Source organism: Sulfoacidibacillus ferrooxidans (assembly GCF_022606465.1).
Lineage (GTDB): Bacteria > Bacillota > Bacilli > Alicyclobacillales > SLC66 > Sulfoacidibacillus > Sulfoacidibacillus ferrooxidans.
Map to the genome: position 1 here is coordinate 663,452 of NZ_JALBUF010000001.1, position 21,390 is coordinate 684,841.

Here is a 21,390-nt window from a genome sequence, read left to right on the forward strand (position 1 = left end):
AAATTAGATATGATCAATTATTCGCTTCTTCTGATATGGGAACAAATTGTTTATCCTAAGGGGGAATTAACGATGATCGTTTACGAACGTGAACATGATTTTGTCATGGTCGATCAACACCACCATGCGCTGTTGTCAGGACAGTTAGCTCAGTATTGGAGAGAAGATCTATTTAACGGAGAGAGCCATCGCGAAGATGTGATCTACGCTATCGCTCAACATGATCGAGCCTGGATCACTTTAGATGAAATTCCTCTGTGGAATGATCGATCAAAGGCGCCCTTTTCGTTTATTGACTTCCCGTCTCCACTAAAACTCCTGCATTATCAACGCGGAGTAGATGAAGTAGAAGGTCAAAACAAATACGCCGCCTTACTCTGTAGCTGTCATTACTCTTCATTCTTTTACGAACCTATGAGTAGCGATGAACGCGAATATAAGCAACTTGAATCCAATCGCCAAAATCGCTTGTTTAGCGAAATTAAATTCATATCTGACGACGAGTGTTCCCAACATTTGAGGATGTTAAAGTTCCTTGATAATTTATCTATCTACATCTGCATCAACGAACCAGGTATATCGAAAAAAGAAGAATTCAAATGGTATACAGATGGCTTCAACGGTTCTGAACAACTACCGACTGCAGCAGGCAACAAAATCATTGCGTATTGGCTCAATGATCACTCGATCGGGCTCACCATGTCTCCGTTCAAAGAGCATACAAGAGTATCCGTTCCCACAAAAATCGTCACTAAAAAATCCATACACCAATACGGCGTGGCTAAGGCGTATTCACACACTAAAACGACAATTCGCACGGTAGAAGTAGGTCCATTGCCCATATAATCTTCCTGCATGCATCACGCCGAATTCGCCTTGCCAGCACGCATAGCAGACCCAATAGCGGCCAATGCCATCATCACTATACATGCATAAAATGCAGCATGAATGCCATTGTCAAATGTATTCATTAGTTGTGGATGCAGCGTTGTGGTACCTACAAATACTGCATAGACTAATCCTCTTGGTATCCTAGCCGATGCGATAAGAATAGCCATGGCAAATGAAAGCACCATCCCAATATTCGCAAACGTGCGCAACATTCCAGAAACGATGCCATACACCTTTGCAGGAGCTGCCTTCATGACAGCAGCGTTATTGGATGGGAAGAAGAACCCTGCCCCAATACCATTGATGATACTGCCAAGCATCACAATTCCAAATGGTGTAATAGTATTGAGCTGAGCATAGATGAAGATAGCTATGGCCTGCAAAAGTAGCCCCATGGTTGCAGGGACTACTACTCCAATTCGATCACTCCACCGCCCCGCTAATGGACCTGCAATACCGCCAATGATATACCCTGGAACCAGTAGCAATGATGCATGAAGTGGACTTAACCCACGCACCCCTTGTAAATACATAATAAGCAAAAATAGCACGGCAAAATTACCAAGTGATTGAAAAAAAGAGGCTAGAAGAGAGAAGGTGAGAACTTTCGTTTTAAATAAACGTATATCTAATGCTGGTGATTGTTGCATTCGTTCTGCAAAAACAAATCCAACCAGCGCTACAATACCGATAAAAGCTAGCAAATACGTAATTACATCAAGTTGTCCTGATGACCATCTTGTCATAGCCAAAAGACCTCCAAGTAAACCGACCCCAAGAGTGACCATACCAATCAAGTCAAATGAGCGACTTGCACGCTCAGTTCGATCTTTAAGCACCTTCAATGCCAGTATAAACGCGAAAATGCCAATAGGTACATTGATAAGAAAAATCCATCGCCAAGAAAAATAAGTTGTGATCAATCCGCCGAGCAATATCCCTAAAATAGCCCCCATATTCCAGCCAATACTATTAAATCCATACGCGCGCCCTCGCAATTCAGATGGAAACGTATCCGCAATGACAGCACCACTGTTGGCACTCACAAAAGCACCGCCAATCCCCTGTACAATGCGAAAAAAGATGAGCCATTGCTCATTAGAAGCAATACCACACAAAAAAGAACCGATGATAAATATCAGGAATCCAAATTCATAAATACGAACACGCCCAAACATATCTCCGATACGACCTACTTGTGTCGACAACAGTGTAATGACAAGGAGATACGATAGGATTACCCAAACCGCATCTGACAACTGGGCATGCAATGACCCCATCATCGTCGGCAATGCAAGTACCACAATCGTTGTATCAACTGCTGTGATAAGGACACCTGTCAAAATAACAGTTAAAGCAAGTTTTTGATAGTGAGACATCCTAATTGGCACAGTAGAATCAGACATCATAAACACCTCACCGAGCAGGATTGATCTTGTTCATTATACTCGTTAATTGACTTCAAGAACCATCATTGATACGGCAAACTCATCAAACGATCAAACCATATTTACAGATTAATTACGAGTTGAATACATAATGGTTACACATTGTTTATTATACGACGATACTAGATTGTTACTCTAAGAGAGGAAAAAGAAAGTGGTTGAGATCGCGACATGATGGCATTCACAAATAAAAGGAGTGAGGCTCACCTTGCAAAAACTGGCGATCTATTCTCTCACGTTTCGCCAGAAAAACACGCTCATCGGTTGGAGTTTTGTATTGCCTGCGGTGGGACTTCTGAGTGTTTTTGGCATCGGATCTATCGCCTATGTGCTTTATCTTAGTTTACTGCGTTGGAATCTGATTGACCCAACACCAACTTTCGTAGGGTTAGCCAATTACAACCAGCTCCTTCACAGCACAAGCTTTTTGCATGCCATTTTGCGAACCTTGTTTTATTTAGTTGTAAGTACGGGTATTACCTTGCCACTTAGTCTCTTTCTTGCAGTTTTACTACATGAACCATTTCGTGGCGTGCGTATATTTCGAGCTCTGTTTTTCATACCCTACGTGGCGCCAACAGTAGCAAGTGCGATCGCGTGGTCTTGGTTGTTTGAACCACATCACGGTTTGATCAATTATTTTTTGCGCGTGTTCCATATGCCTGCACAACCGTGGCTTGGAAGTCCCAATCAAGCGATGCTGGTGATTATCCTGCTATATGTATGGCAATTTACAGGATATTTTATCGTGCTTTTTCTAAACGGCCTTCAAAATGTACCAGTACCGCTTTATGAGGCAGCCCAAATGGACGGCGCCAATCGGTGGCAACAATTCTATCGTGTCACGCTACCTATGATTACGCCCACCCTGTTTTTCGTCATGACGATGTCAATCATTTTTTCTTTTCTATCCTTTGACCAAGTATATGTGTTAACCAATGGTGGTCCTGCAGATAGCACCACAACCATCATTTACTATCTTTTTTTACAAGGGTTTCAATTCTTTCACATCGGCATAGCGGCTGCAGTTGCGGTATTGCTCCTTCTTTTCCTTGCTGTGATCACTTACTTGCAATTTAAGGGGGAAAGCAAGTGGGTACACCATCAAATGTAGTCACGACATCGCTGTCTAGCGTACAAAAACGACATCTTATACGAAGCAAACGTGTTCCTATGAGAAAAATAATCAACATCTCTGTGCTTACAATGATCGCTGCGGTTTTTTTCATGCCGCTATGGTGGATGGCAGATACTTCTCTCTTATCCAATCAACAGGTATTCGACTATCCACCGCATTATATCCCATGGCATCCACAGTGGACAAATTTTATCGCAGCTTGGGATCAACCGTACTTTTCACGATACATGCTAAACTCGATCATCATTGCTGTAGCCATCGTGATCGGCCAACTTGTGACATCATCACTCGCCGCTTACGCCATTGCAAGAGTACCTTTTCGGGGGAAAAAGATCGCATATGGATTGATCTTAGCCACCTTTATGATCCCTGTGCAAGTTACCTTTATCCCGATGTTCCTCATGATGAAAGAGTTCAATTGGATCGATACTTATCAAGCGCTAATCGTACCTTTCTTGGGCTCTGCATTCGCTACATTTTGGTTAGTTCAGGCATTTCGCCAAGTTCCGCAAGTGATTCTCGATGCTGCGCAAATGGACGGTGCGGGTCACATGTGGATACTCACTCGTATCGTATTGCCGATGTGTAAACCATCCTTATTGTCAGTCGCGTTTTTAAACTTCGTGTTTCACTACAATGATCTGTTTTGGCCACTCATTACCACTCAGTCCAATAGCATGCGCACAGTTCCTGTTGGTCTAACGTACATGATTGCCAATGACGGCAGCGGAACATCGTGGAGCACGCTGATGGCAAGTAGTTTATTAGCCATCCTCCCTGCACTCCTGCTCTTTTTCATTGGCCAGAAATATTTCGTACAAGGTACCGCGCATACGGCAATCAAAGAGTAATCCATAAACGATCAAACCCATGGAGGCTTACGATATGAAAATGAAAACCATCAGTTTAGGTGTCCTGCTTGTTCTTAGTTCATCCATAGCACTCACGGGTTGTGGTTCACAGTCGGCTGCACAATCTACGACCAATCCAACGACAAGTAGTGCAAATATTGCTTCCACATCATCGAGTACTCCTGTACAAGTGACCTTTTGGGAAGGCATGTCTGGCCAATTGGGCCAGGTGCTCCAACAGATGGTACAAAAATTTAACGCCACACACCCAGGAATACATGTCAACGCAGTCTATCAGGGAAGTTATTCTGGCGATGGCCCATTACAAGAAAAACTGATGGCTGCTATCGCTTCAGGTAAAGTCCCCGATATGGTTCAATTAGAAATTCACTCAACGCCATTATTTGCATCAAGCGGTGCATTACAGCCCCTAGATAGCTATATGGCATCTAGTAAAAACGATCAGAAATCAGACTTCTTACCGGGGCTCTTAAATAACACGTCTTATCAAGGCACCACTTATGGCATTCCTTTTAATCGAAGCGTCCCCGTGTTGTACTACAATCCAACATTGTTTGCAGCTGCACATATCCAAACAGCACCCGCGACCTGGGCACAGTTAGCACAGGATGCTGCAAAATTGACGAAAAAAAGCAATGGAACAACGTCAGTCTATGGTTTTGAGCCAGTTAATCAGTGGTGGTTTTTTGAATCTCTCGTATGGTCCGATGGAGGTCATTTATTAAACCCTACACTCACTGAAGCAACATTTGATACACCACAGGCGGAAGCTGGAATGAAGTTGTGGCAAACCATGCAATCCCAAGGAACACTGGCTGTCAATGCTGGACCTAATGAATGGACGCAAACGATCGAAGATTTTGGTCATGGCCGCACTGCCATGTACATTGGCTCCGCTGGTGATATGGGGCAAATCGCACAAACAGGAGTAACGTACCGTACAGCGTTTATGCCTAAATTCACGCAATATGCTGTGCCAACGGGTGGTGCCAATGCGGTAATCATGCAAAAAGCCCCTGCGGCTCAAAAAGCTGCAGCGTGGACATTTATTAAGTGGTTTACGAGTGTACCACAAACGATTGAATGGAGTGAACAAACGGGGTATCTACCTGTCAAACAAGCGGCGCTATCTGCTCCTGCACTCACGAGTTACTATGCGCAACATCCAAATCACAAGGTTCCGGTCGAAGAATTAGCTTATGCTAAACAAGCACCGCTATCCCCAGATTATCTACAAGTCTATCAATACATTCAGGATGCAATGGATCAAATCATGGATAGCCAAACACCCGTTTCTACTGCATTGCATCAAGCGGTTCAAAAGTCTGACCAAGCATTGAGTCAACCACAGTAAGCTAATCCCAAGAATTGAGTCCACACTTCACTTCAGAGGGGCGATCACTATGCTATCCATACAAGAGCTTTTTGCTACAATCCCTGAAATACATGTCGCCCACCGTGGCGCAAGCGCACAGTACCCCGAAAACACGATGTCCGCATTCATAAATGCTGCGCATCTTGGTGCACATATGATTGAACTGGATGTCCACCTTACAGCAGATGAACAACTTGTCGTGATGCACGATGCGACACTAGATCGCACCACAAATGGAACAGGTTCGATCGGTTCCTTGCGTTTTAGTGACATGGAATATCTGGATGCTGGCAGCTGGCGCAATCCTGCATCTGAACATATGCCTATACCCAGGTTAGGTGATGTACTGCGCTGGTTACCAAACCATCTCTGCGTCAACATTGAGCTAAAGGGCACCCCCCAAAACAAAGAGGGCTTAGCAAAAAATGTACTAAAAGAAGTCATAGCCTATGAGTGTGAAGGTCGGGTGCTGCTCTCTTCATTTAATCATGAACTGTTAGCTGTGATTCGTCATATGAACACAGAAATTCCTTTAGGTGCTATCTACTGCGGCCGTCCCTGGCCGCTACTTAGCCTAGCAGAAACACTGCAACTCTTTAGTTTGCACGCCCACATCGCAGATATCGATCGCGAGTGGGCGCAGCGTGTTCTATCAGGAGGTTATGAAGTCGTTGCATGGACACTGCGTCATGCGTCACAAGTTCACCACTGCCGACAAGCAGGTGTAAAGGCGCTTGTGGTCGATGACTTATCCTTGCTGACAACACCTTATAACCATTCACACCAGAACTTGGTCATATAACTTCTCAAAGCGTGCTATGTTCTCGTTGAAACGCGGAACAGACTGAGCACTTTCTGCTTGTTTAACGAGTTCAACGACCAATTCATTGTACGGTGCCACAAGGCCTCTCTCTTTTGCGAGTTGAGGTATGACTCCGTTAATAAAATCAATTTCTGTTTGACGCTTCTTCTCAAGATCCTGCAACATACTTGCTTTCAAAAGCCTAGTAGGTTGCAGGATCACGCGAAGCGTGTGGATATGCGCTTTAATATCGGCGTTACTATTGACTTCTAAGGACGCCACATCAAACCCATTCATTTTAGCAAAATTTACGCCATATGCATGTCCAACTTTTATGGTTTCATCCGCTATGTGCACAGCACTCCGTATGCCTATGGCATCATCTAGTACGTCGCCGTACGTGCCACCAAGTGCTGCGGACATTCCACTAAACGCATTGTTAATAAGCAACTTAGACCATTTCGTCCCCACTAAATTATCAGAGATGTGCGTGCCACCCACTAGGTCTAAGATCGCTTGAATACGCTCGATTCTCTTGGTGGTTACACCATCTAACTCGCCAATTTGAAATGCATATTTTTTAAACATCTCAGCTTCTGTTGTAAGACTGGATACACCTGGTTCCATCCACGTCGCTCCATATTCAACAGACCCAGCAATAACACGTTTGCGCCCCACGATAGAAGCTACTTTTTCCTCCGGTATACCATTTTGCAATGAGCACACGACACTTTGTTCACCGATATAAGGTAACAGATGCTGAAGAACGGCATCATTATAAAGTTGTTTTGTGAGCAATAAGACCAAATCATACTTACCTGACATCTGATCGGGGGTGATCGCATGAACTGGTGCTGTAAATTGTAGCGTTCCAACCACTTGTGCACCCGATTGATTCAGGGCATGAACATGTGCTTGATTGACATCGATTAACTCGACATCTTGTCCTGCTGCAGCAATATAGGCTCCTGCGATCGTCCCTAAAGAACCTGCTCCTAAAATAGCGATTCTCATGTGTTACACCTCTTCCTAAGTTGTTACAAATTTAGTGAAGCAAATAATTATATACAGGCTTCGCGGGATTCAACGTCACATCAGCCACAATGTGTGATGCAGATACCACTTCTTGCACTGGAAGATCAGCAAGTGGTGCAAGTGCATGCTCAAATAATTGGAGTCGCGCAGGTCCAGTCCACGCGCCCTTGATGTGTGCATCAGTGATTTGCGTGCGAACCAAGTCACAAATCCGCAATTGTCCATTGTAATCTGTCGCGATTTTCATCATAAAATTTGGACGACAAATTTCCTTGCGAGCCTCTTCTAGATCAAGTTCAACATGTTTATATCCCATCGTAGCAGTCGCTACACGAAGTGACCCGTAATCGAGCGTTCCCACCAATGTATCCGAATCGACATAGAGCTTAGGTGCACCCCACTTCTTAGGGTAGGCGGTCAGTTCTCTTCCACTTGCAATGGCTGGAAAGTTATCTACGTACATTGAATGTACATAGTCACCTTCCTCATTATTAAACTGCACAGGAATTACCTGTCCTGATTCGGTATACACGCCAAGACCAGACACATCGGGCATCCACATGACTTCAAAGCGGACAAGCGGTGACTCTTCATCGATCTCCAGTGGTTCAGGCACAGCCGCGCGCAGCGCGTTTACATCCGTTCGGTAAACAATGTTCAGATATTCGCGATTGACAAACTTATAGGTGGGCACCGAGTAAGCTGGTGCAGTAAGGGGTGTAGTTAAGTTTTTAGATAGATCATGGATGTCAATTTTCATAGTCGTACTCCTCTCACTGAAGCTTGTTGCTAATAGACTTAAAATACTAAGTGACCAATTTAGTAATTTAGTCATTTCGTATTATAGCTCTCATTCCTCTTTTTGTGAAGTGTTGATTTGAGGAACGCTACACATCGTAGTACTCTTATTGTTAAAGAGGTGTTCCCATGTCCACGACAAGACAAAGAGTCATAGATGCCGCTATCAAGTCGTTCTCCATGTTTGGTTACAAAGGAACGACGATGGACCAGGTGGCCAAAATTGCAGATGTAAGTAAAGGCACGATCTATATGTTCTTTGCAAGTAAAGATGAGTTGTTTGCCTTTATTCTTGATGGCATTGCAGAGGAACTTCAACAAATCGCAAGCAAAGCATTTTGTGCCACCGATCAATTCCTAGAAAATTTAGAAAATGCAATCGTTCAAATCCTAAACTACCGTTCAAAACACGAGTTGTTAGTCAAACTAAGCCTAGAAGTGAAGGAACTTGGTACAACGAAAGTTGTCGCTGGCCTCCAACACATTGAGCGCTCAATTATTCAGTTTATCGCATCTGAAATCCGCCAGGGACAAGAGCGCAATGACATAGCGGAGTGTCATCCAGAAGTGGTTGCCTTTATTATTTTGCGGACGTATACCACGTTAGTCAACGAATGGGACAAACAATTTGCGCCTATTACGAATGACGAAATTCGGGAGACTTTTTATCAAGTCTTCGTACGTGGCCTTAGGCCGACTCTTCGCACAGAGAGCGAAACTCATTAAAAAATACCAGGCTAGATTAGGTACAACGCGAATCTGCAGACATGTCATATGGATATCTCGAGAAAACAAATGGTTGTTTATGTATTTCCATGCACATAATAAATTATATGTAGATGAAAATAAGGACTGTACGAAGGCCAACCATACATACTCTAAGCCAAAAATTGTATGCTGTATTGAGTAAAGGAGAACCAAAAGCATGTCAGATGCGGATAGCTTTCTTAGTACATACTACCTGAGCCTTTTTGAATTTGTAGGTGCCATTGTCTTTTTAGTGATTTTCAAAGTAGTGATGTTACTAGTGATGGAAAAAATGTCACGATCATTAGCTGACGACCCTCATCCGGAAGATCTGAAAGCAAAGAAAAAAGTGATTCATATTCCAATACCATATCGAATAGTGAAACATAGCATCGCCACATTTTTATTAATTAGCGGGCTATTACAAATTCGTCCCAGCATCCTTTTTGTCCAACCAGCCACGTGGTTTGCTCATCAGCAGGTAGGAGTCGGATCGCCTTATGATTCATTTCTCACTTTGTTTATACACCACGGAATGTGGATCAATATCTGGTCTGTGGTTATTCAACTTTCGCTAGCAGGACTCATATGGTCGTTTGACCAAGTCACTGCTACGCGAATCATGGCGGGTCTCATTTTTCTATTTGGACTTTTCACATGGATATATGCGGAGGATCTTGGTCGTATAGGCGCACCCAATCCCACATTTTTAGAAGGCTCCCCTGGTACAGGGTTGCTTCTGGCGCTCACAGTTATTTTATTATGGGTTCCATTTCATAGTTGGCATACACTCTTTGTACGCCATATGGTGATTTACGCCAATGCAGGATATTGGTTTTTATTTGCCATCGTTCAATGGCTCCCATTTCATTCATTTTGGTCCGGCAAAGGGTATCAAATGATGATTGCTCTTCATCCTATACATACACCCATATGGCTATTTCATTTGTTTGCACAAGTGAATCTATGGGGTGTTCATCAAGGTTTGATTGCCACATTTATCTTAGGAGGTATCCCACTTGCATTAGCTATCATGTGGCTCACTACTACATGGCGTCCACAACTGACTAGCTTTGTCGCAAGTAGCACGTGGATGATTTTATTGATCTTGTGGGTCGTTTTTCAAAGTGCAGGATTTCGTGGGGCATTTGCACTTGCATTGGGGTCACAGCCCCTTTTGGTTATCTGGGCAACCATACCCTATTGGATGCACCGAAAAGAACTAGTGACTATACACTGAATCGCTTGTCAAGGTATGGCATCATGTGATGGCCGTTAGTACCTTAAGTCATCGACATTAAGGAGTATTTGATATCATCTATTGTCTATATAAAAAGATTAGCATATAATTTTAAGTATCAATCATTTTTATCATAAGGGGGTAACTACCATGAGCAAAGTATTAATTCTTTTAAACGCTGGTCCAGAGGATCCTTCACGAGTGGAATCAGCATTTGGTCTAACCAATGTTCTAGCAACTTCACCCGATATCGAGCATGTTGCCCTTATTTTTTTTGCACATGCTGTAGAACTACTCACTCATGAGATCTATATAGAAAAGGCAACATCCTTTATTGAAAAGGGCGCACTTGTCCTTGCCTGTCAAGCACATGCCGAGAAAAGACATATTGATGACACCTTGCGTGCAGGCAGTGTACCACTAAAATATGTAGGCCAAGACATCGTTTCACTCGTTAAAGATGGATACCAAGTCATTTCATTCTAGTCCTTACAAATAAAAAAGCTTCGATCCTTCTTATATCAGACCATAAACTAACTACCTTTAATTCCTGTATCTTTGTCATCAGGAGTAAAGGTAGTTAGATGAATCTTACCATCGGTGAATCCATCAGATGAGATCAATTAATTTTTCGCTAATCTACTCATTTCACCAATACTATCGTACTCATTGTACAGTTTTAGGCATCCAAGAAATCATCGCCATTCTGTGAGGGCGCGGTTGTAGAATAGCTGATGCACGATCCTCCAATATGTTTTCTAAGCGCTTGATTGCATCAGTATCATCGGAAATTTCCAATTGCAAAGCAATCATCGGTAACGCCGTTGCTACGTCCAACCATCTTGGTCCAAGCTCTTCTTCAAAAATATGTACGTCAGCCACAATCCCTGCATGTAGCAACACTGGATAGATTTCCTCAAATCCCGGCATATGGGGACCTACCCGATCCGGATGGAATATCGGCCATAACTCTTCCAAAGATCTCATGATCGGATCAACATGCACAGCAAGAATGCACTGTTTTGTAGCGGTACGCTCCATCTCCCTTGCAAATCCCACCCAATCATCAGAGAACTGAATAACAAATGTGGCAAGAGCTACTTCCACATGTGCAGGTAACTGCGCATCTACATCTGCAGGCCACATGCTTTGTAACACCTGTACCCTATGACTCACATCATAGCGCTCTACCGTTTCCTCTAAATGAGATATCATCTCACCCGCAGGTTCGATCGCCACAACGTGACACCCAGCTGCCGCCAATGGACCCGTAAAGCGTCCGACTCCTGCACCAATATCAAGAACCGTGCGTTCCTCGCCTAAGTGTTTCAATACTTCTTGGAATATAGGTGATTGTGTGACATCTTGTGTTTCACTTGAGCGTTTTAATCCAGCCGCCATCATGCTCATCGATGCATGCGACCGTGCGCTTGGCTTCATTCCACGACTACTCATATGTATTCACTCCCCTGAGCATTGCTTTCACACTCATCATAATCCAAAACTCTCATGCTGCATATCGCAACCTCAAAATAAAACATGCCTATATTTGCGACCTTAAAATTGCCAAATCATATAGTTGCGATTGAAATTTATTTTTGCGTACCACACTTACTCTTTCGCGACATTTCCCGCGCAATATCGTCAAAACTCGCAACCCATCTCGACATAATTCTCCTAGTGATCAAATCAATAACTAAACTGAACATGAGAGCTAAGTTCAATTACATCTGCACTCTACCGTTTATAGAGAGATCATACATCTATTGTCGAGCCAATTCAGAGTTAGCTTTCCGGTAAAGGAAAAGGATTGGTAGACATAACAGCGCAGCAGCATGGCAGCAATTTCTCAATATCCATTTCGTTATAATATCTCAGCTAAGAATTGGCGACAGCTACAACGTGTCCATTTAACTTACCATGCGGATCTACTTCTTATAGAGGTTGTTCAAAAAGGGGTCAGAACTCCCCGGCGCGTTGCAGCGTCAGCGCCAAGAACGCTCCCTCACATACCCAAAACGTATGCTCAGTCCACATTCTTGGCTCGCTTCCTTGCACTGCGCGGGTCTTACCTGCCCCCTTTTTGAACAGGCACTTATAAGCGATCCCCCATTATTACATAAGTAGATACATGCGCAAAAAAAATTCAACTACCAAGAACCTTTACAAAATCACGGCATCTTTGGTAGTTGGATGATTGGTTTATAGAGGTTGTTCAAAAAGTGGTCAGAACTCCCCGGCGCATTGCAGCGTCAGCGCCAAGAACGCTCCCTCACGTACCCAAAACGTACGCTCAGTCCACATTCTTGGCTCGCTTCCTTGCACTGCGCGGGTCTTACCTGTCCCCTTTTTGAACAGGCTCTTATACTATGTTTCTTATGCTTTGAAAATTGAGTTGACTACTCTGTGCGAATCTGAAGAGTTTCGCGTAAGGCAGCCTTGTGAATTTTGCCTGCACTCGTCATCGGTAGCCTATCCATAAATACTATCCGATCCGGAATCCAAAATGTAGCGAGACGTCCATCTTGAACCGCCTGCCTGAGATGTTCCCAAAGAAACTCTTCACTACATATTGCATTCGCCCTTTTACTCATCTCGATGACTGCGATGGGACGTTCTCCCCATCGCTCGTCAGGCCATGCAATGACAGCAACATCGATGACTCCATCACATTCTGAGAGAAGACTCTCAATCACACTTGTAGCAATCCATTCACCACCACTTTTTACGGCATCCTTTTGTCGATCAAGCACGTACAATGAGCTGTCTTCATGCCAAACGGCGAGATCTCCACTGCGAAACCACCCGTCACTATAGGTAGCCCGTGAACGGTCCGGATCACAAAAGTAACCATCTGGTAACCAAGGACTTTTAACCCATACTTCGCCTATTGTAACTCCATCTCTCGGAACAGAGCCACCCTCTTCATGACGAACATCGACGATTACCATAGGCAAGGGCAGCGTTCGCGTAGCTAAGATGGTTCGTCGTTCTTGATCTGTTAGCCTTTTCGCATCTACGATCGCAGAGATACTTGTTCCCAACTGATCAGAACCACCATAAATAAGCGAGAATGTTATACCTGCTTCATGCAAGCGTTGTGTAAGACCAGTTGATAGCGGACTGCCACCGGTGAGAACACGTAATGGGAGATGCTCTTTACACCCAGTCTGTTGTTCCCATTCATGCAACAGCATGTGCAGTTGTGTCGGGACCATATTGCTCCACGTCACATGTTCATGCGCAATGATCGCTAGTTGTTCTTTAGCATCTGCCCGTTCTGGAAGCACCAGCTTCGCTCCGAGGTAGGGTATAAAAAAAGAGGCTCCCCAGCCGTGAATGTGAAAGAATGGGATCAGTGGCATCATGGTATCGCCACTGACAATTTTGGCCCCTGTATCATGAATCGCTAGATGATGTGCAATCTGCAAGGAAGCGTGTAGCATGTCGCGGTGCCGATAACGCATGCCTTTAGGACGTCCAGTCGTTCCAGTCGTATAAAATATGGAAAAAATATCGTCATCCTCTACGTCTATACCAAACTCTATTGGCTCCTGTTGTGCAGCATCACGTCCAATAGCTATCAGTTGCTCAAATGTCAACTCGCCATGTTCCGGTGCAATGGCTAGTGAACGATCTTCCCTCATCCAGATCACTTGTCGTACGCTCGTTTGCATCGTATGTGCAACTTGTGCAAAACCTTCCCAAGCAAAGATATATTCATCGCCTGCATGCTGCACTGTATATAGTAAATCTGCTTTTGGGAGACGGAAATTGAGCGGATGGTTAATCGCCCCAAGCATAGACAACGCGAATTGCAGCTCAAAAAAGCGATAGCTATTGACATCGAGAATCCCGACTACTGTACCTTTTTGAATGCCTATCCTACGCATACCATGTGCTAAGTGATACACGCGTTGCCACTCTTTTTCATAGGTGGATCGATAAGAACCACTGATCACCTCTACATCTGGACATTTCCATGCAGCGTCTGCCAAGATTTCATGGATTAAACCCTTACGCATCGAGACCAATCCCCCACACTTCACGATCATTCATGGCCCATGCTGGATATTCTTCATGCAAGATAAAACGCGCAGCATATAACTCCGCTAATTTTTCATAGCGCTTTCCACCTGTTGGTACCAGCGTATAAAGAAGTGCCACTTGCGTCGCGTCAGCAATCTGTTCTAAGACGTGTTTTGCGTGCCATTGTGCTTCTTCAGAAGGTAAATCAGCCAATTGCGCAAGCGCTGTCTCCATCGCATATTGTGCGATCTTCGCTGTCTTTGTACCTATTTTTTCGAGTATCGGAACAAATTCAGCTAGATAGGTTTCGTGTGCATGATGCTTATGAATCGTCTCTAGAAAATCGAGTGCCTGAATATTGCTTGGCCCTTCCCAAATAGGCGTAATAAGTGCTTCGCGATGCCATCTCGCAACGCTATATTCTTCGAGAAATCCTAGACCACCAAATAATTCCATAACCATCGCAGTCATTGCAGATGCGTGCTCAGCCGTACGATTTTTCGCTACGTGCGTGAGAAAGCGTGCATAGTGATAGTCACTTGTATACGGAGGGCGAGTATCCCAAGCGTGATCAAACTTGTCGATCGCATGAAAACTCAACGCAAGCCCACCAGCTAAACGAACAGCAAGATCTGTCAGATCGCGACGAATCAATGGATATGCTTGTAATGCATTCCCAAATGCTTTACGCCTCTGAACACGTTCAAGCACTTCAATATGCGCTTTACGTGCTGTACCCATAGCACCCATCGTATTAGCGAGACGCGAAACGGTTAAATTTTCAAGAGTATAATAGATTCCTTGATTGGCCTCGCCAATTAGATACGCTTCACTTTGGTTTAACTCTGCCTCACCAGAAGGAACTGCGCGCGTGGCACTCTTATCTTTAAGCCGCCGAATGTGAAAGTTAAGCTTAGAATCGCGATTGATGCGTGGCATGAGAAAGAGGGCTAGACCCTTTGGCCCAGGTTTTCCACCTACCGGTCTTGCTGTCGTAATCGCATAATCAGTGAGCCCTGCACCACTTGCAAAATACTTGTCTGCAGTGAGGTGCCAGTGATCGCCGTCTGGTGTAGCCATGGCTTCATTTGCCCCAAGATCGCTGCCACCCTGAGATTCGGTCATCCACGTTGCTCCATAGGCTTCACCTGAAAGCAGTTGCTCCTTCCACTCTGAAAATTGTGGTGCATACTTATGAATTGCGTATACCGTTTGTCCAGTGATCGTCAAAATGCAGTACAATCCAGGATCCCCAACAAGATAGCCAAGTGCATAGTGATGATGCCAACTTCCACCCTCATATGGGGGGCGATTGATATGGGCGATCTGTTTCAACACAGAACGATGTGCTGGACTCAACCGCACGCGGTCGATGCGATTGCCGTCCAGATCATGACTGACAAGGACTGGACGTGCATCATGATCAACATGGTAAACGGTTTCATAAATCTCGCGTCCAGCATATTCTCCAAATTCCTGAAGTTCTATTTGATGCTCTGCATAGTCAGACCAGTAGTGTTTAAGAATCACTTGTAAATCGTGATCCTGCGTAAAATGATTTTTACCATAGGCATATGAAATGTGATTCATACCTGTTTCTCTCCCCTTCGCTTATGCGCTAACGTCTGTGTGATACGTTCGCGCAATTCCAATAGTTCACTGCGTACCACCTCTAGGTCGCGAATCTGCGCATCAATGTCGCTTAGTTTCTCATCACCACGCTTTAGTACATCTTCCAATTGAGTGATCTCTGTCACATCTACATCGTACAAATCAAGCATGTCTGCGATCTCTTTCAAACCAAATCCCAATCGACGTCCACGCAAGATCAATTGCAATCGAACGCGATCCCGATCGTGATAGAGTCTTTGAACACCGCGTCGCTCAGGTGCGAGCAGTCCCACTTCTTCGTAATAGCGAAGAGTTCTCGGTGTTACATCAAATAACTCCGTAATCTCTGAAATCGTGAATCGACGTTCCACTTCAATGCCTCCAAACGAAGCGTATTCTTTCCTATTAGCATTTACATGCGAATATAAACAAAATATACGGTCTATTTACGTTTCCGTCAACTGCATGAACCATCACTCCTCTGGTAGATGGTACGAAGCGGTTTGAGAACAACTTCTTATTACACAAATTGCTCAGGCTCTAATAGAGCAAAAATCCCATTGAATAAGGCCAAAAGCCTACTCAATGGGATGAAGTTATTTCAATGAATTATGCGCTAGGAGATACCCACCAATATTGCATCTGTGGAATCCCAACTGATGCATCTGCATATTGAATTGTTCCATGAATATTTGGAGCATGAACGGTCAATGTTGCTTGGTTATTTTGCCATAAAACCGGTAAATGTTTAGCTGTAAACTCTTCATACTTAAAAAATACTTGCATGTTTTGCTGCTCTGTTGGATACGGTAAATGCGTTGCATGAATTAGTGCATCTTCTTCAGAATTGCTATATCCATCACCCGAAGACGCACCCGTTCCAAAAAGTCCACCTCCAGATGGATAAAAACCTGGTCCATCATAGTACCATCCAAGTCCTGTCGCCATCTGCCATCCATTTGGATTCTTCACATCACTAGTAAGACTGATCAACGAACTAAACGAGAGAGGTTTCACTTGAATATCAATGCCCTCTTGCGCCCAATCTTGTTGCATTAATTCTACGGCGTCCGTTTCTGAAAGAGTCCCACTAGGATATAACATGGTAAACTTCATTTTTTCTGATCCTTTAGTCATGACTCCATTGACTAATTTCCAACCATGAGACTCCAAGAGCTTTTTCCCTGCAGCAATATTAAATGGGTACGGATTGGTATTGAGTGCCGGATCGTAAAATTTGGTTTTAGGGATGTTCGGGATAGGGCCATCAATCGGATCTGCATACCCATGATAAATATATTGATTAATTGCTTGGTTATTGATTCCCATTTCCATAGCTTGACGAACATACAGGTTCTTAAATATTCCTCTCACTTGTGCACCTGGAAATAGATTTAGTTCTGTATCAAAATAACCAAACGTATATTCAGGAACAATCGAATCTCCCTGCGATGTGAGTGCCTTGGATGATCCGATTTGGCTTAAATCCATATAACCAACATTGACTTCGCCAGTACGAAGAGCGGCAAATTCTGCAGTATTAGAAGCTTCATATGCGAGAATAATTTTACTCACAATACTTTTATGCCCTGAGTATTCAGGATTGGGGATGAGTGTCCAATACTGATTAGGCACTGCTTTTTGCAATTTAAATGGCCCATCCACAACAGAAATAAAGTTTGGATTCGTAGCCTCTTCACCTAAATACTTAATTTCTTTCATGATGTTTTTATGAATATCCCATGCTGCAGCTGGCATGGGAACTAATTGAATAAGTCCATTGTAAATAAACCATTGTTGATTTGCCGGTTGATCAAGCGTCACCGTAAATTCATAAGAATTATTGGCAACCACACTTTTAATACCTGACGGAATATCGCCAGTGCCTTCGCCAACATAGGGCCAAGGTGCAGGTGCATTAGCAGACGATGCAGCTTGAATCACATGCCATGTAAACAACACATCTTTTGATGTGACAGGCTGGCCATTGGACCACTTCCATTTGGGATTTAAAAAAACATGGTATATCGTCCCTGATTTGTTGTAGGTGATTTTATTGGCGATAGATGACTGCCAATTGATACTGTAATTATTATTGATCCACAGTAACGGTTTGTATATTTCATCATACAGTCCCGCATTGTAATCAAAACTAGCATCGGTAATGGGTAGATACCAGTTGTAATTCGTTTGTGCTGCTTGTGCAATCACAATCGTGCCACCAGGTGTAGGTTTAAGAGATGTAGCCGATTGTCCAGCCGATCCAGTGGAACTATTTGTAGTACTACCACAGCCTGTCACAACCAATGCTAAAGATACGGCTAACATGCCATACCCAAAAGACTTTACCTTTTGAGAACCTACACGGTTCATCTTTCCCTTCGTTATCCACGGCATCATTATTTCCCCCAGTTGTAAGGTCATCTCATCTGTTTATTGAATGGTCAACTCAAAGTCTGCAATAATTTCCCCTACAAGTTCTTGACGAGTATTGAATAATTTAGGATGCTCATACTGTTCTAATGCGGCTTGCTCCGCTTCAGATAAGATGGATAGATCGAGCAAAGTTTTTAACACGGCAGGTTGTATCGCTCGAGCGTTTCCATCTCTAGTTTTTGCTACGATGGTGAGTTGTCTTTCTGTATCAATCACTAGAAAAAATCCTTCTGCCCCTCCCTTAGCCAATAATCGTCCATCGGTTGCGAGCATGAGGTTCGTGTCAAATCTACCTGTTCCACCGACTAACTCTGGATAAGTTCGCATCGCATGAGAGATCCTTTGCATCGCTTCCCCGTGCACACTTTGGGTTGGATCTGCAAACTTAGAAAATGCTCGAGCCCATTCTGTAAGTGATAAAGCAAATGCAGGAACACCACAACCATCAACACCGATCACCAGTTGATCAGGTGACACCTCGGCAAGCTCAGCAAGTATACCCATAATCTCTTGCTGCAAAGGGTGTTGAAGTTGATGGTAGGACTCGATTGGCACGCCCATCTGACGACAATACATGAGCATGCCCGTATGTTTTCCTGAACAATTACTGTAAAGTGAAGTAGGCTTTTGACCACTTCGAATAAGCTGGAAAAACGTCTCTTCACTATGGGGTTGATGACCACCACACTGTAAATGAGACTCATCGAGACCTATCCGCAAAAGCATGTTTGCCACACGTTCCAGATGCATCATCTCAGAACTGTGTGAAGCACAGCATTGCGCAAGGTCTGCTTCGTCACAGTGAAATGATTCTAACGCTCCTGATTCCACTAGGGGAATCGCCTGAATTGGCTTCATCGAACTGCGTGCAAAAGTAGTGAACATCGGATCCCCATGCCAAGCCGTCATCAATCCTTTGGCAGACATAACGACAATATCTACTTCATGAGTGCTTTCAGTAATTCCACCTCTTGTGACTTGTATAGGCATTCCTTGACCACCTTACGATGTATTTTGATAACGTTGGTTGATTTTTAGAGGTTGTTCAAAAAGGGGTCAGAACTTCGCGGCGCATGGCAGCGTCAGCGCCAAGAACGCTCCCTCACGTACCCAAAACGTACGCTCAGTCCACATTCTTGGCTTGCTTCCTTGCACTGCGCGGGTCTTACCTGCCCCTTTTTGAACAGGCTCTATTATTGTGAAACCCACCAATAATTCATTTGTGGGAAACCAGTCAATGCATTTCCGTATTGGATCGTTCCATGTACTTTTTGTGCATGAACGGTTAGGGTAGCTATATTAGCACCCCAAAGAACGGGTAGATGCAATGCTGTAAAATCCTCATACTTATAAAATGCCTTCATCGCAGCAGCTTCTGTTGGATACGGTTGATGTGTTGCAGCGATCAAAGAATCCTCTGTCTTGTTGCTATAGCCAAACCCTGAAGGTGCATTTGTGGCAAATAATTGCCCACCACTTGGGTAGTATCCTGGACCATTGTAGAACCAGGCCAATCCGTTTGACATATCCCATCCAATCGGACTCTTCGGATCATACGTCACACTTTCTTGCGTACTTGCTGGTACTCCTTTTAATGTAATGTCGATTCCTTCCTGACCCCAATCTTGTTTCATGAGCTCCACTTGATCTTTCTCAGATAATGCCCCTGATGTATACAACATTGTAAATTGCAATTTTTGGTTGCCTTTTGTCATCACACCGTTGACGAGTTTCCAGCCATGAGATTCAAGCAATTGCTTACCTGCTTGAATATTAAAAGGATACGGATTTGTCTTCAATGTTGGATCAAAAAATTCTGTATGTGGAATTTGCGGTATCGGTCCATCCAACGGAGGCGCAAAACCATGATAGACTGACTGATCAATGCTAGAGTTATCAATGCCCATCTGCAGTGCTTGCCGAATGTACAATTGATCAAATAGTTTCTTTACAGGAGATCCCGGAAACATATTTAACTGTGTTTCAAAGTAACCAAATGCATATTGAGGCACAAGTACATTTCCCTGTGCTATAAGCGCTTGGCGAGACCCATATTGACTTGGATCTAAATAACCCACATTGACTGATCCTGTCATCAATCCCGAAAACTCTGCTTCATTAGACGATTCATATTGAAAAATAAGTTTATTGATTATGCTCTTATGCCCGTCATAATTTGGATTAGGCACGAGCGTCCAAGACTGATTGGGTACTGCTGCGGCCACTTTAAATGGTCCATCAACGACCGTATCAAACATGAGGTTGCCTGCACCCGCACCCAAATACTTAATTTCATTCGTCATGTTCTTATGAATATCCCATGTAGCCGCTGGTAGAGGTGTCAGTTGAATCAGCCCATTATAAATAAACCATTCCTGATTGGCCGGCTGATCTAGTGTGACTGTAAATTCATAGGGACCATTAGCGACCAAACTCTTGATCCCATTGGGAATATCCCCAGTGCCTGCACCCACAAATGGCCATGGAGCAGGTGCATTAGGACTTGACGTGGCTTGGATAACTTTCCAAGTGAATAAAATATCCTTTGTTGTCACCGGTTTACCATTAGACCAATGCCACTTAGGGTTCATAAATACATGGTAAACTGTACCTTTTTTATTATATGTAATCTTGTTAGCAATGGAAGAATTCCAATTGATCTGAAAGTCATTATTAATCCATAATAAGGGTTTATACAGCTCATTGATCACTTGAGCATTATCAACCCCATCATCTTGCTCATTGAAAAGAGGAAAAAACCAATTTAAATTGGATTGCGGATATTCCGCAAAAATAATCGTCCCACCAGGGGTCTGTTTAGCTGAAGAAGAGTTTGAACTAGAATTTTGATGACTACTCGAAGTCCCACAACCAGTTACTAGCAGCGTAAGTCCGCAAGTTAAAGCGCCTACCATCCATGCTCTTCGCGTAAAAATCCTTTTCATTCTAACCCCCCCTTTGATATAAA

The 21,390-nt window shown here is 43.7% G+C and carries 18 protein-coding genes; 8 read left to right on the forward strand and 10 right to left on the reverse strand.

Features of this window, described 5'->3' with window-relative positions; all coding sequences use genetic code 11:
- Positions 1-72: 72 nt before the first annotated feature.
- Positions 73-846, forward strand: coding sequence for a DUF3891 family protein (locus tag MM817_RS03285; RefSeq protein WP_241712002.1), 774 nt, complete (start codon positions 73-75; stop codon positions 844-846).
- Positions 847-860: 14 nt separating this feature from the next.
- Here the strand turns inward: MM817_RS03285 and MM817_RS03290 are convergent, their stop codons facing one another.
- Positions 861-2,297, reverse strand: a complete 1,437-nt coding sequence (locus tag MM817_RS03290; RefSeq protein ID WP_241712003.1) for an MFS transporter — start codon at positions 2,295-2,297, stop codon at positions 861-863.
- A 250-nt stretch (positions 2,298-2,547) separates the two neighbouring features.
- On the opposite strand from MM817_RS03290, the gene MM817_RS03295 reads away from it, so the two are divergent.
- The 4 genes from MM817_RS03295 to MM817_RS03310 are packed head-to-tail and all read left to right on the forward strand — an operon-like array spanning position 2,548 to position 6,526.
- Positions 2,548-3,453: a carbohydrate ABC transporter permease gene (locus tag MM817_RS03295; RefSeq protein WP_241712004.1), complete on the forward strand. Its 906-nt coding sequence runs from the start codon at positions 2,548-2,550 to the stop codon at positions 3,451-3,453.
- Positions 3,432-4,328 (forward strand): carbohydrate ABC transporter permease, encoded by an 897-nt coding sequence (locus tag MM817_RS03300; RefSeq protein WP_241712005.1) that lies wholly within the window; start codon positions 3,432-3,434, stop codon positions 4,326-4,328. Before MM817_RS03295 ends, MM817_RS03300 begins: the two co-directional genes overlap by 22 nt.
- A 34-nt stretch (positions 4,329-4,362) precedes the next feature.
- The gene (locus MM817_RS03305) at positions 4,363-5,703 is read left to right on the forward strand and encodes an ABC transporter substrate-binding protein (RefSeq protein WP_241712006.1); all 1,341 of its coding nucleotides are present in this window, start codon (positions 4,363-4,365) and stop codon (positions 5,701-5,703) included.
- Between the two features lie 49 nt (positions 5,704-5,752).
- Positions 5,753-6,526 (forward strand): glycerophosphodiester phosphodiesterase, encoded by a 774-nt coding sequence (locus MM817_RS03310; protein WP_241712007.1) that lies wholly within the window; start codon positions 5,753-5,755, stop codon positions 6,524-6,526.
- On the opposite strand, the gene MM817_RS03315 is transcribed toward MM817_RS03310, so the two are convergent.
- Entirely contained in the window at positions 6,503-7,540 is a 1,038-nt protein-coding gene (locus MM817_RS03315) for a ketopantoate reductase family protein (RefSeq protein WP_241712008.1), read from the reverse strand. The genes MM817_RS03310 and MM817_RS03315 overlap by 24 nt on opposite strands.
- A 31-nt stretch (positions 7,541-7,571) precedes the next feature.
- Positions 7,572-8,321, reverse strand: a complete 750-nt coding sequence (locus tag MM817_RS03320; RefSeq protein ID WP_241712009.1) for an acetoacetate decarboxylase — start codon at positions 8,319-8,321, stop codon at positions 7,572-7,574.
- A gap of 167 nt (positions 8,322-8,488) precedes the next feature.
- Here MM817_RS03320 and MM817_RS03325 point away from each other — a divergent pair, with 167 nt between their 5' ends.
- The 3 genes from MM817_RS03325 (at position 8,489) to MM817_RS03335 (ending at position 10,832) form a co-directional block, all read left to right on the forward strand.
- The gene (locus tag MM817_RS03325) at positions 8,489-9,085 is read left to right on the forward strand and encodes a TetR/AcrR family transcriptional regulator (protein WP_241712010.1); all 597 of its coding nucleotides are present in this window, start codon (positions 8,489-8,491) and stop codon (positions 9,083-9,085) included.
- Between the two features lie 199 nt (positions 9,086-9,284).
- Complete coding sequence (locus MM817_RS03330) at positions 9,285-10,346, forward strand: hypothetical protein (RefSeq protein ID WP_241712011.1); 1,062 nt, start codon at positions 9,285-9,287, stop codon at positions 10,344-10,346.
- Between the two features lie 150 nt (positions 10,347-10,496).
- Positions 10,497-10,832: a DsrE family protein gene (locus MM817_RS03335; protein WP_241712012.1), complete on the forward strand. Its 336-nt coding sequence runs from the start codon at positions 10,497-10,499 to the stop codon at positions 10,830-10,832.
- Positions 10,833-11,012: 180 nt separating this feature from the next.
- On the opposite strand, the gene MM817_RS03340 is transcribed toward MM817_RS03335, so the two are convergent.
- The 7 genes from MM817_RS03340 to MM817_RS03370 form a co-directional block, all read right to left on the reverse strand.
- Entirely contained in the window at positions 11,013-11,801 is a 789-nt protein-coding gene (locus MM817_RS03340) for a class I SAM-dependent methyltransferase (protein ID WP_241712013.1), read from the reverse strand.
- 944 nt (positions 11,802-12,745) lie between these two features.
- Entirely contained in the window at positions 12,746-14,371 is a 1,626-nt protein-coding gene (locus MM817_RS03345; protein ID WP_241712014.1) for an AMP-binding protein, read from the reverse strand.
- Positions 14,364-15,965, reverse strand: a complete 1,602-nt coding sequence (locus MM817_RS03350) for an acyl-CoA dehydrogenase family protein (protein ID WP_241712015.1) — start codon at positions 15,963-15,965, stop codon at positions 14,364-14,366. Before MM817_RS03350 ends, MM817_RS03345 begins: the two co-directional genes overlap by 8 nt.
- Positions 15,962-16,357 (reverse strand): MerR family transcriptional regulator, encoded by a 396-nt coding sequence (locus MM817_RS03355; RefSeq protein WP_241712016.1) that lies wholly within the window; start codon positions 16,355-16,357, stop codon positions 15,962-15,964. Before MM817_RS03355 ends, MM817_RS03350 begins: the two co-directional genes overlap by 4 nt.
- 238 nt (positions 16,358-16,595) lie before the next feature.
- Positions 16,596-18,383, reverse strand: coding sequence for a peptide ABC transporter substrate-binding protein (locus MM817_RS03360; RefSeq protein WP_241712017.1), 1,788 nt, complete (start codon positions 18,381-18,383; stop codon positions 16,596-16,598).
- Between the two features lie 36 nt (positions 18,384-18,419).
- On the reverse strand, positions 18,420-19,412 hold the full coding sequence (locus MM817_RS03365) for an asparaginase (RefSeq protein ID WP_241712018.1): 993 nt from the start codon (positions 19,410-19,412) through the stop codon (positions 18,420-18,422).
- 203 nt (positions 19,413-19,615) lie between these two features.
- Positions 19,616-21,367 (reverse strand): peptide ABC transporter substrate-binding protein, encoded by a 1,752-nt coding sequence (locus MM817_RS03370; protein WP_241712019.1) that lies wholly within the window; start codon positions 21,365-21,367, stop codon positions 19,616-19,618.
- Positions 21,368-21,390 lie beyond the last annotated feature (23 nt).